This window comes from Thiohalophilus sp. (assembly GCF_046483665.1).
Classification (GTDB): domain Bacteria; phylum Pseudomonadota; class Gammaproteobacteria; order UBA6429; family Thiohalophilaceae; genus Thiohalophilus.
Genome location: NZ_JAWOCR010000021.1, coordinates 1 through 15,763 on the forward strand (window position 1 = coordinate 1; position 15,763 = coordinate 15,763).

Here is a 15,763-nt window from a genome sequence, read left to right on the forward strand (position 1 = left end):
TATTGCCAAACAGTTTAACCCGGGAACGTAACGGTTTGTCGTTGACAGGCCGTTTGCCGGTCTGAAGACGGGTCCCGTCTTGCGAGGAAGTTTTTTCTGCCGTCATATCCGCTGCTTGTGTATCGGTTGCAAAATGACCGCACATTATAGCCGTCAAAGCGGTGAGTGTGTTCCTTGACGTAATATTTTCTATGTGATCTTACACGGAAATTTACAAGGGTTGCCTTGCCGGTGCAGCGTGTTAGTATCTTTATTACCACCGTAAGTCAATGAATTATTACGAATAATGACAGGTATGCCAATGGACTCTGCCCCCGAATCCCGTACCGCCCTGCCGCCCTGGCAGGCTCTGCAGCGCCAAGCTGAAGCCATCGAATCGGTCCATATGCGCGAGCTGTTCGACAGCGATCCGGGTCGTTTTGCCCGGTTTTCCCTGGCGCTGGATGATTTGCTGCTGGATTATTCCAAAAACCGGATCACCGACGAGATACGCGAGCAGTTGCTGGAACTGGCCAGGCAGTGCGAATTGCCGACCTGGATCGAGCGCATGTTCCGCGGCGAGATGATCAACCATACCGAACAGCGTGCCGTGCTGCACACAGCGCTGCGCGATCCCGAGTCGGATCCCATCCTGATCGAGGGGGAGGATGTCCTGTCCCAGGTCCGGGCGGTACTTGCGCAGATGCGCGAACTCAGTGATGCCGTCCGTTCCCGTCAGTGGCGGGGCTATACCGGCCAGCCGATCACCGACGTGGTGAATATCGGGGTGGGCGGTTCGGATCTGGGACCGGTGATGGCCTGCGAGGCCCTGCGGCCCTATGCCATCCACGATCTGCGCATGCATTTTGTTTCCAACGTCGACGAGAATCACATTCTCGACACGCTGGAGTCGATCAAGCCCGAAACCACTCTGTTTATTATCGTCTCCAAGAGCTTTACCACGCAGGATACCCTGGTCAATGCCAAAACCGCGCGTAAATGGTTCCGCCGTGTCGCCGGAGACGAGAGCACGATCGAACGTCATTTTATCGCGGTCAGTGATAACGTTCCGGCGGCCGTGGAGTTCGGCATTCCCGAGTCCAATATTTTTCGCATGTGGGACTGGGTCGGTGGCCGCTATTCCATGTGGTCGGCGGTGGGCCTGAGTATCGCCATTTCGGTGGGCATGGATCATTTCGAGGCCATGTTACAGGGGGCCTGCGATATGGATCGCCATTTTCGCAGTGCGCCACTGGAACAGAATATGCCGGTGATTCTGGGTTTGCTCGGTATCTGGTATAACAACTTTCTGGGCGCCCAGACCTATGCTGTATTGCCCTATGATCAGCATCTCAAATACCTGCCTGATTATCTGCGCCAGATGGATATGGAAAGCAACGGCAAAAGCGTGGATCGTCGAGGTAACCCGATTACCGATTACGAGACCGGACCGGTTCTGTTCGGCCAGCTGGGGATCACCGGCCAGCATGCGTTTTATCAACTGATGCATCAGGGCACCAAACTGATTCCGGCGGACATTATCGCGCCGATTACCAGTCTGCATTGTATACGCGATCATCATCGTACCCTGATGTCCAATGTCTTTGCCCAGACCGAAGCCTTCATGCGTGGCAAGACCGACACCGAAGCACGCGCCGATATGCAGGCTCAGGGACTGGATGAAGCGGAGATCGAACGGCTGTTACCCTATCGCCTGTTTCCGGGCAACAAACCGACCAATACGCTCTTGTTTCGCACCCTCGATCCCCGCACTCTGGGACGGCTCATCGCCCTGTATGAGCACAAGGTCTTCGTGCAGGGCGTGATCTGGAATATCAATTCCTTCGATCAATGGGGGGTGGAACTGGGTAAACAACTGGCGGCGAAAATCCTGCCCGAACTGGAAGATAGCAACTCCATCGACAGTCACGACGCCTCGACCAACGGCCTGATCAACTACTACAAGGGATTGCGTCCAGACAAGTAACAGAGCCGAGGGACGAGTTACGAGGGACGAGGAAAAGCGATTGCGCCCAACTCTGTTATATTGCCAGGTCACGCTGCGTTACATTAACGGATAATTTAGGAATCAATGGAGGGTAGGGAGGTTTGTTTACTCGGCCCTCGGCCCTCGTAACTCGTCCCTGTGTTGTAGATGGTAGCGCTCCCCGGACTCGAACCGGGACGGGTTGCCCCACGGCATTTTGAGTGCCGCGTGTCTACCAATTCCACCAGAGCGCCATTGCGGCGGCCATTATAGGCAAATCGGGCCGCGGTTGTAAGGGCGTTTTGGCGTCGAACGCGTTCAAATCTGCTACTATGCGCCGCCATGCGACGCCAGGATTTTCATTTTGATCTGCCCGAGGAGCTGATCGCCCAGGTTCCCGCTGCCCGGCGACGGGACAGTCGTCTGCTGTGCTTGGATGGCGTCACGGGGGAGATCGCGGATCGGCAGTTTGTGGACTTGCTAGAGTTGCTGCAGGCCGGCGATCTGCTGGTGATGAACGATACCCGGGTGATTCCGGCACGGTTGTTCGGGCACAAGGCGAGCGGCGGGCAGATCGAGGTACTGGTCGAGCGGTTGCTGGATGAGACTGACTTGCTGGCTCACGTGCGCGCCAGCAAAAGCCCCAGGGCGGGCACGGCACTGCATTTGAGCGATAGCGTGAGTGCGACGGTACTGGGGCGTGAGGGAGAGCTGTTTCGTCTGCGGCTCACCGATCGTGACGATCCCGAACGCACTCTGCTGGCGATACTGGACGAGCTGGGACACATGCCGCTGCCACCCTATATCCGTCGAGCTGATGCACTGGCGGATCGGGAGCGGTATCAGACCGTGTTTGCCCGACGCCCCGGCGCAGTGGCCGCCCCCACTGCCGGACTCCATTTTGATGAGGCCCTGCTGGCCCAGCTGGCCCGGCAGGGGATCGAGACCGCCTGGGTGACCCTGCATGTCGGCGCCGGCACCTTTCAGCCGGTGCGGGTGGAGAATATTCGCGAACATCACATGCACGCCGAATGGGTCGAGGTAAACGAGACCGTTTGTCAGCAGGTCGAACAGACCCGTCAGCGGGGCGGGCGGGTGATCGCGGTGGGCACCACCAGCGTGCGTTGTCTGGAATCCGCCGCACGCGACGGGCAACTGCAACAGTTCACCGGTGACACGGATATCTTTATCTATCCGGGCTATGAATTTCAGATCGTCGACGGGCTGATTACCAACTTCCACCTGCCCGAATCGACCCTGCTGATGCTGGTCTGCGCCTTCGCCGGCTACGACAACGTCATGCGCGCCTACCGCCACGCCGTCGAACAGCGCTACCGCTTCTTCAGCTACGGTGATGCGATGTACCTCACTCGTAGTGAGTGATGGATATTCAACGCAGAGGGCGCGGAGACGCAGAGGCGCGGAGTGTGTGAAAATATAATTTTGAATTTTGAATTCTAAATTTTGAATTTCAGGGGACGGCTTCCATTCACAATTCAAAATTATTTTCTCTGCGTCTCCGCGCCTCTGCGAACTCCGCGTTATTTTTCCAGAGCATTTAAATAGAGTGAAGATTTTCGGTGAAATTTGAATTATTGCAATCCGATGGCGAGGCCCGACGAGGGCGGTTGAGTTTCGAGCGCGGGACGGTGGAGACGCCGGCGTTTATGCCGGTGGGGACTTACGGCACGGTCAAGGCGATGACGCCGGAGGAATTGCGCGAACTGGGCGCGGAGATTGTGCTGGGCAACACCTTCCATCTGATGCTGCGCCCGGGGACCGGGGTGATCGAAGCGCATGGTGACTTGCATGATTTTATGCACTGGGAGGGGCCGATTCTGACTGACTCGGGCGGTTTCCAGGTCTGGAGCCTGGGCAAGTTGCGCAAGATTTCCGAACAGGGCGTTCATTTCGCCTCTCCGGTAGATGGCAATCAGGTCTTTATGGGTCCCGAGGAATCCATGGCGGTACAGCGCACGCTGGGCTCGGACATTGTCATGATCTTTGATGAATGTACGCCTTATCCGGCGGAGGAGGATGAAGCGCGGGTTTCAATGGAGCTGTCGTTGCGCTGGGCCGAACGCTGCAAGACGGCGCATGGCGATAGTCCATCTGCCCTGTTCGGTATCGTGCAGGGGGGGATGTACGAATCGCTGCGCCAGGCATCGCTGGATGGTCTCACCCGGATCGGTTTTGACGGTTATGCCATCGGCGGGCTGTCGGTGGGTGAACCGAAGGCAGATATGCTGCGGATTCTGGATTTTCTGGGCCCGCGGTTGCCGGTCGACACGCCCCGTTATCTGATGGGGGTGGGCAAGCCGGAAGACCTGGTTGAGGGGGTACGCCGGGGCATCGATATGTTCGATTGCGTGATACCGACCCGCAACGCCCGCAACGGCTTCATCTTTACCTCCACGGGGCTGCTGCGCATTCGCAACAGCCAGTTTCGCACCGACACACGGCCGCTTGATCCGGGCTGTGATTGCTACACCTGCCGGCATTACAGCCGGGCCTATTTGCGCCATCTGGACAAAACCGGTGAGATCCTCGGTTCCCGGCTCAATACCCTGCATAACCTTCACTACTATCAGCACCTGATGGCGCAGCTGCGCGAGGCGATTGCGGCCAGCCAGCTGGAACAGTTCGTCGCCGATTTCTACACCAAACGCTCGCAAGCTGTGCCGGCTATGTCATAATAGCGGGCCTCAAACCTCCAAAACGACAAGGGACAGAGATTATGAGCTTTTTCATTTCCGATGCCATGGCGCAGGCGGCGCCGGCAGCCCAAGAACCCAATATCATGTCGCAGCTGATTTTCTTTATCGGGATTTTCGTCATATTCTATTTTTTGCTGATTCGTCCGCAGCAAAAACGTGCCAAGGAACACCGTAATCTGGTCTCGGCCTTGTCCAAGGGGGATGAAGTAGTGACCAACGGCGGTCTGGCCGGCAAGGTCACCGAAGTGGGGGACGAATACGTGAATCTGGAACTTGCCGACAATGTCGAGGTCAAGTTACAGAAGCAGTCGGTCGTGAATGTCCTGCCCAAGGGCACCCTGAAGACCATCAATAAAGAGTAACGTCGAACGCTTTTACGGCCGCCTGGTGCGGCCGTCGCCTCAATTCGGAATCGAGTCTCATGCTCAATCAGTACCCATTGTGGAAATATCTTCTGATCCTGCTGATCCTGATCGCGGGAGTGATCTATGCGCTGCCCAATGTCTATGGCACCGACCCTTCGATCGAGATATCGGCCAATCGGGGCGCGGCGGTGGACAGTTCGACCCAGCACCGCGTGCGCGACCTGCTGGAAGGACATGAAATTGATTATCGGCGGATCACGCTGGATGAAACCGGGTTGATGGTTCGTTTTTCCGATGTGGATGAGCAGCTCAAAAGCAACGATTTGCTGCGCGAGAACCTGGGCGACGATTATGTGGTGGCGATGAATCTGACGCCGGCCGCGCCGGGCTGGTTGTCTGGCCTGGGGGCGTTGCCCATGTATCTGGGACTCGACCTGCGCGGTGGTCTGCACTTTTTGATGGAAGTGGATACTGAAACGGTCATGGAACAGACCTATGAGAATCTGGGCAATGAGCTGCGTACGGTCCTGCGCGAGGCCAAAGTGCGTTATCAGTCGGTCACCCAGCAGGACGGGGTGATTGAACTGCGATTTCCTGATGCCGACGTACGCGAAGCGGCCGATGCGGCTATCAGCCGGGAACGGCGTAATCTGCAATTGCGCGAGCGCGAATCGAACGGTGCCTATTATCTTCTGGCGTCATTGACGGAAAATGCGATTACTGAAATCAAACAGGCGGCGGTCAAGCAGAACATCACGACCCTGCGTAACCGTATCAATGAGCTGGGGGTCGCCGAGCCAATCGTGCAGCGTCAGGGCGATGAGCGCATCGTAGTGCAATTGCCCGGCGTGCAGGACAGCGCCCAGGTGAAAACCGTGATCAGCGCCACGGCCTCGCTGGAGTTTCGCCTGGTGGATGTGGAAAACGATGTCCGTGAAGCCCTGCAGGGCCGGGTACCGTTTGGCTCACGGCTTTACGAGGAACGCAGCGGGGATCCGATTTTGCTGAAAAAACGGGTCATTATCACCGGCGAGCGCATTACCAATGCCACCTCCGGTTTCGACCAGGAAACCGGATCCCCGGCGGTGTTTGTCAATCTCGACGGGGCCGGTTCCAGCCGCATGGCCAGCACCACCAAGCAGAACATCGGTAAACCGATGGCCGTGGTGTTCATCGAATACAAGCCGGAAATCATTCGCGAAGACGGCGAAGAAAAGGTCGTCAACCGCAAGGTCGAGGAAGTGATCAACGTCGCCACGATTCGGGGTGTCTTCAGTAATCGATTCCAGATTACCGGTCTGGAGCCGGAAGAGTCCCGTAATCTGGCCCTGTTGCTGCGCGCCGGCGCGCTGGCCGCGCCGATCCGGATTATCGAGGAGCGCACCATCGGCCCAAGCCTGGGTAAGGACAACATCGAGCAGGGTACCAGTTCGGTTATCATCGGCATGATTCTGGTGCTGGCATTCATGGCCTTCTGGTATCGCGGTTTCGGTCTGGTGGCCAATGTGGCACTGGTGGTGAACCTGGTGCTGATCGTGGCGGTACTCTCCCTGTTGCAGGCCACGCTGACCCTGCCCGGAATCGCGGGAATTGTCCTGACCGTGGGCATGGCGGTGGATGCCAATGTGCTGATCTTCGAGCGTATCCGCGAGGAGTTGAAAAATGGTAATTCGCCCCAGGCCTCGATCAGTTCCGGCTATGCCAAGGCGCTGTCGACCATAGCCGATGCCAACATTACCACCCTGATCGCCGCGGTAGTGTTGTTTGTCTTTGGTACCGGGCCCATCAAGGGCTTCGCCATTACCCTGTCCATCGGAATTCTCACTTCCATGTTCACTGCGATTATGGGAACCCGGGCGATTGTCAATCTTTCGGTGGGCGCCAAGAAATTGCGCAAACTGTCTATCTAGGGCAACAGGAATCGCGTCATGCAGATTTTTCAGAACACCCGGTATAATTTTGTCGATAAACGTCGTTATGCGTTAATCCTGTCAGTGACTCTGTTGATCATTGCCATTGGCTCGCTGGCCACGCGCGGGTTGAACTTTGGTCTGGATTTTACCGGCGGGACGTTGCTGGAGGCTGGCTACAGTGAATCGAAGGAACTTGGACAGATTCGCCAGGCGCTGGAGGATGCCGGCTTCGACAGCGCGGTAGTCCAGCATTTTGGCAGTTCCCGGGATGTCGTCATTCGGCTGGCCCCCCAGGCCGAACAGGTCACGGCCATGTTGAGCGACGAGATTCTCAAGGTGTTGCGCGCAGAGGATGACTCGGTCGAGATGCGGCGGCAGGAGTTTGTCGGCCCGCAAGTCGGTGATGAATTGCGTGACGATGGTGGCCTGGCGATGATTATCGCGCTGGCCTTTATCCTGATTTATGTCATGGCGCGCTTTGAATGGCGCTTTGCCGTCGGTTCCATCTCGGCACTGATCCATGATGTGGTCATTGTGATCGGCTTTTTCTCGGTTACCGGAATGGAATTTGATTTGACGGTGCTGGCGGCCGTACTGGCCGTGATCGGTTACTCGCTCAATGACACTATCGTGGTGTTCGATCGCATTCGGGAGAACTTCCTGCGCATGCGCAAGAGTCCGCCCGCGGAGGTCATCAATACCTCGTTGAACCAGATCCTGTCACGTACCGTGGTGACCTCCATGACGACCATGCTGGTCGTGCTGGCGATGTTTTTCCTCGGTGGCGAACTGATTCATTCGTTCTCGGCTGCCTTGCTGGTGGGGATCGTCATCGGGACCTACTCTTCCATTTACGTGGCAAGCTCAACCGCGCTGGCACTGAACATCAACAGCACGAACCTGATCCCGGTGGAAAAAGAGGGCGTCGACCAACCCGGTCAGGAGCTCTGATTAATTCTGAATTCTGAATGTTGGATTTTGAGTTTGATCTGAATCGGATGGCAGGCTCTTATGGCCTGCCGCGAATTCAACATTCAACATTCAAAATTGACAAAGCCCGCGGTTGCGGGCTTTTTGTTTTTAGCGGGAATGGAATTTTTTGACGTCTTCCATGGGGTCGTGTTCGTCGACCCGGGGTCGGACCATACGGCAGACAGTGCTGCCGCGCACTTCGCATTCGGGATCGTTTTCATCCTGTTCGACGCTCTTGATGACAGTTTCCGCCCAGATTGAGGCGATTCCCCATAGTGCCGCACCCAGAGCCAGGGTACCGAGACTGATACCCTCCGTGGCGAGCGGGCCACCGAAAAAGGCGTAAACGATACTGCTAATGCCGGCAATCCAGAACACGGCGATCGGCGCGGCGCAACAGCCGGCACAACCATAACGGCAGACCGCGACCGGCGGTGCAAGCAAGGCAAGAATACTGCGTTTCACCATCCCCCTCCTGACTATTCCTGTGGAATATGCTGGTGTAACGTAAGGTTACTGACTAGTAAGCATGAATTTTTTATGACGGTCAAATGAATTTTGCATCGACAGAGGGTAAACAGGGAATAAAACCCCCCTTGTCAGGGAGATAATACCCTCCCTGTCGAGATCGGCCGATGAGGGAATGAAAGACTCGGGACGGGAAAGCGCGCTGTAACAGGGGCCCCTCAGGCGGCCGATTCGCGCCGCATCAGATAAGCGACAATATCCGCACTGCGTTCGGCCCCGGGCAGGGGGTGCACGGTAGCAGGCGTTGCACGCTGCAGATACGGATCCGGGGCGGGGGCCTCAATGGAGAGGATCTCCATATCATCCAGTCCGGGCTGATAGCCGAAATAACTGGCTGACTCCTCCAGAGCATCGAGGACATCACACATCGTGATCTCCAGGGCCTTGCTTCCGTTGTTGTTGCGTTTGGGCTGCGCCATCACTGCCGCCGTCTGTGTCCATGAATTGAATGGGCCTGTCCCAATAGCGGACACGTTGCGGGATATTGAAGGGGGGATTTGAAATATTTCCGCTCCCCGCAGGGAAAGAAAGATCTTAACGCAGAGGCGCAAAGGCGCAGAGGATCGCAAAGAATGAATAAATATTATCCAGGCAATACCGTATCGTAGCTCAGGTTGCGCATCGCGCTACCTGAGACTCTCCCACTAGCCAGATGTCACGCAGGCTATCGGCCAGCGTGACCTACGTTCTAGCGGTTACACAGGTTTGTTAAGGAAGAGCTATAGCCTGCGGCAGTGGCAGGGGCTCTATGGCAAGAAAATTTATTCTCTCGCCAGGGCGCAAAGACGCCGAGGACGAAAGGGTTACGTTGCGAGCTCTGCGACTTGGCGAGAGGAGATTATTCAGGTTTTCAGGTCGTCGGGCACGAAGGGGCGGATTTTTTGCAGCATTGCCTTGAACAGGCGCGGGTTGGCGGTGACGATGTTGCCATTTTTCATGTGGTTGGCGTTGCCGCTGAAGTCTCCGACCAGTCCGCCGGCCTCTTCGATGAGCAGGACGCCGGCGGCCATGTCCCAGCTGTTGAGACCGTATTCCCAGAAACCGTCCAGGCGGCCGGCCGCCACATAGGCGAGATCCAGTGCGGCCGAGCCGGCGCGGCGAATCCCGGCGCTGCCGGGGATCAGCGCCTGCATCATCTGCAGGTAGGCGTCCATGTAGGGCATATGCGCCTCATGAAACGGAATGCCGGTGCCGAACAGGGCACCTTCGATGCCGCGCCGGGGTGTGACCCGGATGCGTTTACCATTAAGCTGGGCGCCTTCGCCCCGGCTCGCGGTGAATAACTCCTCGCGCAGGGGATCATAGACCACTGCCTGCTCCAGCCGGTTCTTGTGCCGCAGGGCAATAGATACTGCATATTGCGGAAAGTTGTGAACAAAGTTGGTGGTGCCGTCGAGCGGATCGATAACCCACTCATAGTCGTTACCGGCATGGCTGCCACTTTCCTCGGCGAGGATACTGTGGTTCGGATAGGCCTTGTGCAGGGTACGAATGATCACCTGCTCGGCGCGGCGGTCGACTTCACTGACAAAATCGTTGTCGGTCTTTTCGGTAATAGTCAGGGTGTCGATCTGGTCCGCGTTACGGGCAATGATATTGCCCGCCTCACGCGCCGCACGAACCGCGATATTCAACATCGGGTGCACAGGTGTCTTCCTTATCCGGTTGCCAAAGAACAAAACGCCGGCGGCGCCGGACGTCAAGGTGCGCTATTGTAACAGGCTCAATTCAAACTGACAGGATGATTTGCAATGTCGGCAAAGCAGGACGATGACCTCAACGCCCGTCTGGCGCGGGTACGGGTGGTGCTGATCAATACCAGCCATCCGGGCAACATCGGTGCCGTGGCCCGGGCAATGAAAAACATGGGTCTGACACAACTGGTGCTGGTCAATCCGGCAGAATTTCCCAGCGGGGAGGCACGAGCGCGGGCTTCCGGTGCCACCGATGTACTCGAGCAGGCACGGGTAGTCAGTTCTCTGGATGCGGCGGTGGCCGACTGTGCTGTGGTGCTGGGCACCAGTGCCCGTTTGCGCAGTATCCCCTGGCCAACGCTGGATCCCCGGGCCGCGGCCGAACAGGTGCTGGACACGACCGAATCGGCGGAGGCGGCACTGGTGTTCGGGCGTGAGAACAACGGTCTGTCCAACGAGGAACTGGACCGTTGCAATTATCTGGTGCATATCCCGGCCAATCCCGAATACAGTTCACTGAATATCGCCGCCGCTGTCCAGGTACTGGTCTATGAGCTGCGTATGACTCTGCTGGATCAACTGGGTCGGCGGGATAACCGCTTTCATAGTGATCAGCCGCGGGCCACGGCCGGGGATCTGGAACAGTTGTATGACCATTTGCAACAGACCCTGACTGAGCTCGATTTTCTCAAGCCCAGCGCGCCACGTCAGATCATGCGTCGTCTGCGCCGGCTCTTTGGTCGTGCCGAACTGGATCGGATGGAGATCAATATCCTGCGCGGTATTCTCAGTGCTACCCGGGAAAAACTGGCGCAGACAAAGACTGAAGAATCAGAGCGTTAGTGGTAAAGTCTTTAATCGGTCATGTTCTCACCGAGGCGCAGAGCCGTAGAGAACAACAAGTGAAATGTTCGTTTTGCGGTAGACGATCAATCCAGCGCATTGCCCGATAGCGGGACACGGCTATTTCCAAAGCCGGCGGGCTCTGCATCCTGGTGAGAGATTAACAGCATGTACAGACAGGACCTGTGTCGGTAAACAGATTATGTTCAAACGGATCAAAGAAGACATCCAGTGCGTGTTCGAGCGAGACCCTGCCGCGCGCAATACCTTCGAGGTGCTGACGACCTATCCGGGGCTGCATGCGGTGGTGTTGCATCGACTCAGCCACGCCCTGTGGACCCATCATCTCAAATGGCTGGCTCGGTTGCTCTCCAATCTGGGGCGCTGGGTGACCGGAATAGAGGTCCATCCGGGGGCGCGAATCGGCCGGCATTTTTTTATCGACCACGGTATGGGCGTGGTGATCGGCGAGACGGCCGAGATTGGCGATGGCTGCACGCTCTATCACGGTGTCACCCTGGGCGGGACAACCTGGCAAAAAGGCAAACGGCACCCGACTCTGGCCAATGATGTGGTGGTGGGCGCGGGTGCCAAGGTGCTGGGGCCCATTACTCTGGGTGAAGGCGTACGAGTCGGCTCCAACGCCGTGGTGGTCAAGGATGTGCCGGCCGGGGCAACAGTCGTCGGAGTTCCCGGACGCGTCGTGACTCGGGCGGAAACGGGTCAGGAACCGGGACCCGAGGACGAGCGACGCAAGGCTTTCGCGGCCAAGATTGGTTTCGATGCCTACGGCACGACCCAGGACATGCCCGACCCGGTGGCCAATGCGATCAATTGCATGCTGGATCACATTCATGCCATGGACCAGCAGATGGAAAATATGTGTCACTCCCTCAAGACTCTCGGCATGGAAATGGAGGAGGTGGAGCTGCCCGATCTCGGTACCTGCGATATCAGTGCCCGGGATCTGGAGCAGGCCGATGAATTTGCCGCCGGCGCCGAGCCGGGCGAAGAGCCCGACAAGCCCGAAAAGACATAACTATATTAAGGTTAAAAATCGATCATAAAGCGGCCTCAGATTCTTGACTAAAATACTAGGGCTTGGTAAGTTAGCCCAACGTTGATGGTAAACCCACATTACGAGACAGGATTGAGCAATGAGACTGACAACCAAAGGCCGCTACGCCGTTACCGCCATGCTGGATCTGGCGCTGCATTATAAAGAGGGTCCGATCACGCTGGCGGATATCTCCCAGCGCCAGGGGATTTCTCTTTCCTATCTGGAGCAATTATTCTCCAAGCTGCGCAAAAACGGTCTGGTTGACAGTACCCGTGGACCGGGCGGTGGCTATCGTCTGAGCCGGGATGCCCATGAAGTGGCAGTGGCCGATGTCATTACCGCGGTGGATGAAAAGGTCGAAACCACCCGTTGTGGTGGCCTCTCCAACTGCCAGGAAGATCAGCAGTGTCTGACCCACGAATTGTGGACCGATCTCAGCGAGCAGATCCACGACTTCCTCAAGGGGATCAGCCTGGGGCAACTGGTCGAGCGTCAGGGTGTCCAGGAAGTGGCCGCCCGTCAGGAACGCAAGCAGCAGGTGACCTTCCACTCGCCCCAGGGTGAACAGAGCAAGGTCGCTTCCGGGAACTGAGTGCCTGCTCCGCCCGGCTGCGCCGGGCGTCGCCTTTTCGGCCACGCCTGTGGATTGCCTGTGCCCCCGGCATGGGGATAAAATTTCATTTTACCATTTTGACTTAAACCCGCGCCCCGTGCGGGTTTATGCTATCTTGCTAACCTGATTCAGGAGTAACTGTGCATGGCCGTTGAACGTACGCTTTCCATTATCAAACCCGATGCTGTCGCCAGGAATGTGATTGGCGAAATCTACAGCCGCTTCGAAAAAGCCGGTTTGAAAATCATCGCTGCCCGGATGCTGCACCTGAGCCAGGAGCAGGCCGGTGAGTTCTATGCCGTGCACAAGGAACGCCCTTTTTATAACGAACTGGTTGAATTCATGACCTCGGGTCCTGTCATGGTGCAAGTGCTCGAAGGCGAGCAGGCCATTGCCAAAAACCGCGAAGTGATGGGCGCCACCAATCCGCAGGATGCCGCACCGGGCACCATTCGCGCCGACTTTGCCAGGACCGTGGATGAAAATGCGGTCCATGGTTCCGACGCCCCCGAAACCGCCAAAGCGGAAATCGCTTTCTTCTTCAAGGACGACGAAATCTGTCCGCGCACCCGCTGATACGGCGCGTACCCGAGGAGTATTTATCACTTTGAACGAGCACGATAAAGTCAATCTGCTGGATCTGGATCAAGCCGGCTTGCAGGCCTTTTTCGCCGAACAGGGCGAGAAGGCTTTTCGTGCCACCCAGGTGATGAAATGGATCTATCAGTTTGGTGTCGATGAGTTCGATGCCATGACCAATCTGGCCAGGGGGTTGCGCGAAAAACTGGATCAGGTGGCGGAGATTCGCCCGCCGCAAGTGGTCAGTGAACAACGTTCTGAAGATGGCACCGTCAAATGGCTGTTGCAGGTGGATAACGGCAACTGTATCGAGACGGTGTTCATTCCCGAAGATCATCGCGGCACCCTGTGTGTTTCTTCCCAGGTGGGTTGTGCACTGGACTGCACCTTCTGCTCGACCGCGCAACAGGGCTTTAACCGGAATCTCTCCACTGCCGAGATCATCGGCCAGCTGTGGGTTGCCAACCGGCGCCTGCACGCCATTCCGCGTCAGCAGCGGACGATCAGTAACGTAGTCCTGATGGGGATGGGCGAGCCGTTGCTCAACTTCGACAATGTCGTGCGCGCCATGAACCTTATGATGGAAGATAACGCCTATGGCCTGTCCAAACGACGCGTGACGCTCAGTACCTCCGGGGTAATCCCGGCGCTGGATCGCCTCAAACAGGTCAGTGATGTCAGCCTGGCCGTATCGCTGCATGCACCGAATGATGAACTGCGCGATCAGCTGGTGCCGATTAACCGTAAATATCCGATCAGTGAACTGATGGCTGCCTGTCAGCGTTATCTTGTCGATGACTCACGGCGCAAGATTACTTTTGAGTACGTCATGCTCGATGGCATTAACGATAGTCCCGAGCATGCCCGGGCGTTGATCCGGTTATTGCGCCATATCCCCTCCAAAATTAACCTGATCCCGTTCAATCCGTTCCCCGGCACCGACTATCGCTGTTCCGATACTGCCACCATCAACCGTTTTCGTGATATCTTGATGGAAGCAGGGTTGATGACCGTCACCCGCAAAACCCGGGGTGAAGATATCGATGCGGCCTGCGGCCAGTTGGCCGGCAAGGTGCTGGATAAAACCAAACGCAAGCTTCGCCGCGTGAGTGAGCCGATACCAATCAACAGGATGGGAACATGACACAAGGCCTGCGCTATGTACTGTTTCTGGTGCCGGTGCTGCTATTGGGCGCCTGCAGTACGACCGGTAAACCGGACCTGTCGCAAGAACAGTTGCTGCGCGCTTCCGATCTCAATGCCGAGCTGGGTGTCCGATACATGCAGCAGGGCGATAACGAGCGTGCCATGGGCAAGCTGCAAAAAGCGATCCAGCAAAATGAGGATAATGCCCGGGCCCATCACTATCTGGGTGAGCTGTATCGTCGCGTTGATCGACCGCAGAAAGCCGAGGACCATTTCAGGCAGGCGCTGGATATCACCCCCAATGATCCCTCGTTGCTGAATAATTACGCGGTCTTGCTTTGTGACATGGAAAAATATGCCGAGTCGGATCGTTATTTCGACAAGGCGCTTCAGGATCCGGTCTATTCGGGCAAGGCGAGCATCTACGAGAACATGGCCCAGTGCGCCGAAAGTCAGAACAATCTCAAGCGGGCCGAGGAATATTACCTGCAGGCTCTGCGCCTGGATCCCAAACTACCCACGGCCAATCTGGGCATGGCCCGACTGACCTTCGATATGAGTCTGTACACACAGTCTCGCAAATATCTGGAACAGTTCCTGGAACGGCGCAAGCATAACGCCGCGAGCCTGTGGCTGGCTATTTTGCTGGAACGCCAAACAGGTAACAGAAACCGGGTGGCCAGATATGCCATCTTACTCAAGGGACAGTTTCCCGATTCCAGTGAAGCCCGCAAGCTGAGAAAACTCGAGCGTCAGGGCAAATTATAAAGGAGCGAACATGGAGCGGGAGGCGTTACAACAACCGGAAATGCCACCCGCCGAACCGCGCATGTGGCCCGGCAAGCGTTTGCGCGAGGCCCGCGAAGCCCGTCAAATGAGCCGCGAAGAGGCGGCCCGTCAGTTGCATCAGGAAGTGACCATTATTCAGGCCCTGGAAGAGGACGACTACGCCCGTTTGCCGGGGCAAACCTATGTTCTCGGTTATCTGCGCAGTTATGCCCGCTTGCTGAAGTTGCCGGAGAACGAAATCGTCGCGGCGGTCCAGATCGAACGGGCCGAGACCAATGAACTGCTTCCCGAGAATATCGATTACGACAAACCGGTTCGGCTGGGCGCACGCGGACATCGGGGCTGGCTTTATCTGGTGTTAATCGTGTTGATCCTCACGGGACTGGCCGGGCTGTTCTTCAGCCTCCCCTTGCCGTTTGACCTCGGCCTGTCGTCCTCCCGCTGACCCGTTTCGCGCAGGGTGTTTGTCCCGGCGCATAATTTGCGTCGATCCCTCGCCTCATCCCGACCCGAATCGCGTATAATGGCGGCCGTTTTTCAGCGCCGGAAGAGACTTTTCGGCCCGACAACCCGCACAG

General features: G+C 56.9%; 16 protein-coding genes and 1 tRNA gene. 13 read left to right on the forward strand and 4 right to left on the reverse strand.

Annotated elements, in window-relative coordinates; genetic code table 11:
* The first annotated feature begins 301 nt into the window (after window positions 1–301).
* Entirely contained in the window at window positions 302–1,966 is a 1,665-nt protein-coding gene (gene pgi, locus R6U90_RS05180; RefSeq protein ID WP_410351609.1) for a glucose-6-phosphate isomerase, read from the forward strand.
* A gap of 169 nt (window positions 1,967–2,135) precedes the next feature.
* On the opposite strand, the gene R6U90_RS05185 is transcribed toward pgi, so the two are convergent.
* A tRNA-Leu gene (locus R6U90_RS05185) sits at window positions 2,136–2,220 on the reverse strand.
* A gap of 88 nt (window positions 2,221–2,308) precedes the next feature.
* Between R6U90_RS05185 and queA the strand changes: the two genes are divergently transcribed.
* The 5 genes from queA (at window position 2,309) to secF (ending at window position 7,912) form a co-directional block, all read left to right on the forward strand.
* The gene (gene queA / locus R6U90_RS05190) at window positions 2,309–3,349 is read left to right on the forward strand and encodes a tRNA preQ1(34) S-adenosylmethionine ribosyltransferase-isomerase QueA (RefSeq protein WP_410351610.1); all 1,041 of its coding nucleotides are present in this window, start codon (window positions 2,309–2,311) and stop codon (window positions 3,347–3,349) included.
* Between the two features lie 197 nt (window positions 3,350–3,546).
* The gene (gene tgt / locus R6U90_RS05195; protein ID WP_410351611.1) at window positions 3,547–4,662 is read left to right on the forward strand and encodes a tRNA guanosine(34) transglycosylase Tgt; all 1,116 of its coding nucleotides are present in this window, start codon (window positions 3,547–3,549) and stop codon (window positions 4,660–4,662) included.
* Window positions 4,663–4,703: 41 nt separating this feature from the next.
* Entirely contained in the window at window positions 4,704–5,045 is a 342-nt protein-coding gene (gene yajC, locus R6U90_RS05200) for a preprotein translocase subunit YajC (RefSeq protein ID WP_410351612.1), read from the forward strand.
* Between the two features lie 59 nt (window positions 5,046–5,104).
* The gene (gene secD, locus R6U90_RS05205) at window positions 5,105–6,958 is read left to right on the forward strand and encodes a protein translocase subunit SecD (protein WP_410351613.1); all 1,854 of its coding nucleotides are present in this window, start codon (window positions 5,105–5,107) and stop codon (window positions 6,956–6,958) included.
* A gap of 18 nt (window positions 6,959–6,976) precedes the next feature.
* Window positions 6,977–7,912, forward strand: a complete 936-nt coding sequence (secF, locus tag R6U90_RS05210; RefSeq protein WP_410351614.1) for a protein translocase subunit SecF — start codon at window positions 6,977–6,979, stop codon at window positions 7,910–7,912.
* Between the two features lie 129 nt (window positions 7,913–8,041).
* Here secF and R6U90_RS05215 read toward each other — a convergent pair whose 3' ends face one another.
* The 3 genes from R6U90_RS05215 to suhB all read right to left on the reverse strand — a co-directional run bounded on the left by R6U90_RS05215 (window position 8,042) and on the right by suhB (window position 10,107).
* A complete protein-coding gene (locus R6U90_RS05215; RefSeq protein WP_410351615.1) occupies window positions 8,042–8,401 on the reverse strand; it encodes a hypothetical protein in 360 nt (119 codons plus the stop codon).
* Window positions 8,402–8,619: 218 nt separating this feature from the next.
* Entirely contained in the window at window positions 8,620–8,880 is a 261-nt protein-coding gene (locus tag R6U90_RS05220; protein ID WP_410351616.1) for a hypothetical protein, read from the reverse strand.
* Between the two features lie 423 nt (window positions 8,881–9,303).
* Window positions 9,304–10,107, reverse strand: coding sequence for an inositol-1-monophosphatase (gene suhB / locus R6U90_RS05225; RefSeq protein ID WP_410351617.1), 804 nt, complete (start codon window positions 10,105–10,107; stop codon window positions 9,304–9,306).
* A gap of 105 nt (window positions 10,108–10,212) precedes the next feature.
* Between suhB and trmJ the strand changes: the two genes are divergently transcribed.
* From trmJ to R6U90_RS05260, 7 genes are all read left to right on the forward strand, one after another.
* Window positions 10,213–10,998 (forward strand): tRNA (cytosine(32)/uridine(32)-2'-O)-methyltransferase TrmJ, encoded by a 786-nt coding sequence (gene trmJ, locus R6U90_RS05230; protein WP_410351618.1) that lies wholly within the window; start codon window positions 10,213–10,215, stop codon window positions 10,996–10,998.
* A 202-nt stretch (window positions 10,999–11,200) separates the two neighbouring features.
* The gene (cysE, locus tag R6U90_RS05235) at window positions 11,201–12,037 is read left to right on the forward strand and encodes a serine O-acetyltransferase (protein WP_410351619.1); all 837 of its coding nucleotides are present in this window, start codon (window positions 11,201–11,203) and stop codon (window positions 12,035–12,037) included.
* 118 nt (window positions 12,038–12,155) lie between these two features.
* The gene (iscR, locus tag R6U90_RS05240) at window positions 12,156–12,650 is read left to right on the forward strand and encodes a Fe-S cluster assembly transcriptional regulator IscR (protein ID WP_410351620.1); all 495 of its coding nucleotides are present in this window, start codon (window positions 12,156–12,158) and stop codon (window positions 12,648–12,650) included.
* 165 nt (window positions 12,651–12,815) lie between these two features.
* Complete coding sequence (ndk, locus tag R6U90_RS05245; protein ID WP_410351622.1) at window positions 12,816–13,247, forward strand: nucleoside-diphosphate kinase; 432 nt, start codon at window positions 12,816–12,818, stop codon at window positions 13,245–13,247.
* Between the two features lie 31 nt (window positions 13,248–13,278).
* Complete coding sequence (gene rlmN, locus R6U90_RS05250) at window positions 13,279–14,394, forward strand: 23S rRNA (adenine(2503)-C(2))-methyltransferase RlmN (protein ID WP_410351623.1); 1,116 nt, start codon at window positions 13,279–13,281, stop codon at window positions 14,392–14,394.
* On the forward strand, window positions 14,391–15,164 hold the full coding sequence (gene pilW, locus R6U90_RS05255) for a type IV pilus biogenesis/stability protein PilW (protein WP_410351624.1): 774 nt from the start codon (window positions 14,391–14,393) through the stop codon (window positions 15,162–15,164). Before rlmN ends, pilW begins: the two co-directional genes overlap by 4 nt.
* A 10-nt stretch (window positions 15,165–15,174) precedes the next feature.
* Window positions 15,175–15,630 carry a helix-turn-helix domain-containing protein gene (locus R6U90_RS05260; RefSeq protein WP_410351625.1) on the forward strand — a complete coding sequence of 152 codons (456 nt, stop codon included), beginning with the start codon at window positions 15,175–15,177 and terminating at the stop codon, window positions 15,628–15,630.
* The last annotated feature ends 133 nt before the right edge of the window (window positions 15,631–15,763 follow it).